Origin of the sequence: Armatimonas sp., assembly GCF_031410135.1 — a bacterium.
Taxonomy (GTDB): Bacteria; Armatimonadota; Armatimonadia; order Armatimonadales; family Armatimonadaceae; genus Armatimonas.
Window position 1 is genome coordinate 1 of the sequence record NZ_JANNYP010000774.1, and the last position, 2,929, is coordinate 2,929.

Below are 2,929 nucleotides of genomic sequence, written 5' to 3' on the forward strand. Positions count from 1 at the left end.
GTTAAGCCCGTGCCGATCCCCGAGCGGGTCGGGGAGCCTTCGGTGTTTAAGCACGTGGTCTACATCATCAAGAAAAACCAAACCTATGATGGCGTCTTTGGCGACATGAAAGAGGGCAATGGGGACGTTAAACTCTGTACGTTCTCCGAGGAAGTGACCCCCAACCACCACGCGCTCGCCCGGCAGTTTGTGCTCCTCGACAATACCTACACCAGTGGGACGAACTCCGCCGACGGCCACCAGTGGACGGTCTCTGGGGTGGCCAATGGCTACATGGAGCAGAACTACGCCGCCCACACGCGCTCGTATCCCTACGACGGCGGCGATGCGCTCTCCGGCTCGCCGACGGGCTTTTTGTGGACGGCGGCGCTGGCCAAGAAAAAGTCGGTGCGGGTCTACGGGGAGTTTGTCAACAAGCCCGTGATCACCGATACCCAGACGGGAAAAGCTGTGCGCCCCGACTGGAAGACACTCTGGGATGACTATAAACAAAACAATGGCAAGCGCTACACCATCAAGCCCGGCACTGACAACGCCGCGCTCCGCCCCCTGCTCCACCCCACCTATATCGGCTTCCCCTCCACGGTCTCGGACCAGTGGCGCGCCGACCAGTATGTCGCTGATATAGACAGCTTTGAGAAATCCGGCACGATGCCCAATCTCTCGATCCTGCTCCTGCCCAACGACCATACAGCGGGCACGCGAGCCGGTAGCCCCACACCCCGCGCCACCGTGGCCGACAACGACCTCGCGCTGGGCCGGATCGTGGAGCGTATCAGCAAGTCGAAGTTCTGGAAAGAGACCCTGATCCTGGTGATCGAGGACGACTCCCAGTTCGGGGTGGACCACATGGACGGCCACCGCACCGTCGCGCTCTGCATCTCGCCCTACACCCGGCGCGGCAGTGTTAATAGCACGCTCTTCAACCACACCAGCTTTATCCGCACGATTGGCCTCGCGCTCGGCTTCCCGGCCATGAACCGCTTCGATCGCACCGCCACGCCCCTCACCAGCTGCTTCACCGCCACACCCGACACAGCATCGTATACTGCCGTTCCTAATCGCATCCCGCTGGACGAATTCAACGTGGCCAAAACGGCGCTCTCCGGCGAGGCACGCCGCCTCGCCGAGGCCTGTGAGCAACTTGACTGGGACGATGTGGACAAAGCCACCGCAAACGCCGGGTCGAGCGGGAGGATGTCCACGAGCATATCGGCATACTGGCTCTGCGACGCTGAATACTGATAGGAGCCTTTCGTGTATGCCCGCTTCTGGTTGTCTTTGTAGATCTCCAGAAACTCTTTTCGCGCCTCGGCTGCCCGCTGCGCCGCTGAGAGCAACGGGTTCTCCAGAAGGCGTTTTTGCAAGACCCGCACCGTCTCGGGCGTCTCACGGCCTTCTTGTCTTAGGTAGTCAAGCGTTGTTCTCGTCATTCCCCCGGAGGCGAGCGCGGCGAACTCAGCGGGCTTTAGGAAGGACAGAAGCGCGGGCAACATCTGGTCGCCGTTCTTGTATTTTTTGAGAGTATCGAGCGCGGCGCGTGCCTCGGTCTCTTTCTTCAGATAGAAAAACCCCAGCGCTTGCAGCCCCCAGTGCCCCTTATTATCGGGTTCGGCTAGCAGCTTCGCCTCAGCATCGGCAGGGGAAGTCTCGGGGACTCCCAGAAACACCGCCTGGCACAGCTCGATCCCGGTCAGGTCTTTGACGTAGGGAGTGAGTGCAGCGCGGGCCGAAGGAACCACCTCGGGCAAGTTATGGTGCACGGCGCAGTCTAAGATTTTAGAGAGCGTGGTGAGACGTGTCCAGCGGTCGTCGCTGCCTTTTTCCAGCGCCTTGCCCTTTGTCTCCAGAGTTTTGCCACGCTCGATTCCGGCGAGCAGCGCTGCCGTGGCGGCTTTTGCGTCTTTGCGGACGGTTATTTCATACTCGGCCAGAAGCGGGGCGCGGAAGCCGTCTATGTCATGCTTATTGTGAAACGAGACACTCTCGGCGTAGAAACCCACGTGTAGTCCCTCGGTGACCAGTAGCGTCACCAAGCCTTGGTAGGTGCCTTTCTTATCCGTGCAGAGCGCTCGTGCCCGTGCCAGTGTCGCCTGCGCCCCGGCGGCATCGCCCGTCTGTTTCTGTGCCAGTGCCAGCTTGACATGCAGCGGGAGAAAGTTTGCGAAGTACAGTTTTCCCACACTTGCGACCTCCCCGCCGTCGCCCGGATCTAACTCAATTCCGACGCTCGGCAAGAGCTTTTTCGCTTGCGCAAGATACGGCGCGGCCAGAGATTTCTGGGCATAGGCAGGCGCGACAGTTCCTACCACAAGTAGGACAGCAGGTAACAGGTAAAGAGTTCGAGTTGTTTTCATGATTTTCCCAGAGATTTCCGAGGTGCCGGGACAAGTCCTTGCCCCGGCGTGAGGACTCAGCCAACATCGCCCATATCGCGAACACTTACGACCTTTCCGGTCTTATCGCTCACAGTGACAGATTTGAGGTCACCTTTCTTCGGCTCAATGTAAAACGTGTGCATTTGCTGCTTTTCACTGAACGTCGGCATGTCTTTGTGGCGCTCATCGCGCTTCCCTGGCGCTTTTTTCAACGCAATAGCAAGAGCCTGCTTTACCGTAAGCTTCGGTACGACGACTTTACTCACGGCTCTGGTTTTCTGCGCCACGGTGACGACACACTCATAGCCTTTGGTATCCAAAACATGAAAAATCCAGAGTGGGCCATCGGGCTGGAGTTCACTATCAATTTTTTTACCGGGAATCTTGTCCGTAGCAATTTTCCATGCTTCATCCTCGTGAAGCTCGGCACTTGTTTTTACTGCTGGAGAAGTTGGCGGAGGCGCTTCTTGGGCGTAACTTTGAACCGTTTGGCCAAGAAGAAGAAGCGATGCTAGAAGAATTCGAGTTATTTTCATTTGAGTATACTCCAC

At 58.0% G+C, this 2,929-nt stretch carries 2 protein-coding genes; one reads left to right on the plus strand and one right to left on the minus strand.

Annotation, left to right across the window (positions count from 1 at the left end):
* Positions 1-1,245 (plus strand): alkaline phosphatase family protein (locus RMO15_RS28470; RefSeq protein ID WP_309720988.1); only part of this gene is annotated, 1,245 nt, incomplete at its 5' end.
* A gap of 1,168 nt (positions 1,246-2,413) precedes the next feature.
* Here RMO15_RS28470 and RMO15_RS28475 read toward each other — a convergent pair.
* Positions 2,414-2,929, minus strand: a 516-nt coding sequence (locus RMO15_RS28475; RefSeq protein ID WP_309720990.1) for a PepSY domain-containing protein, incomplete at its 5' end; no start/stop codon positions are given.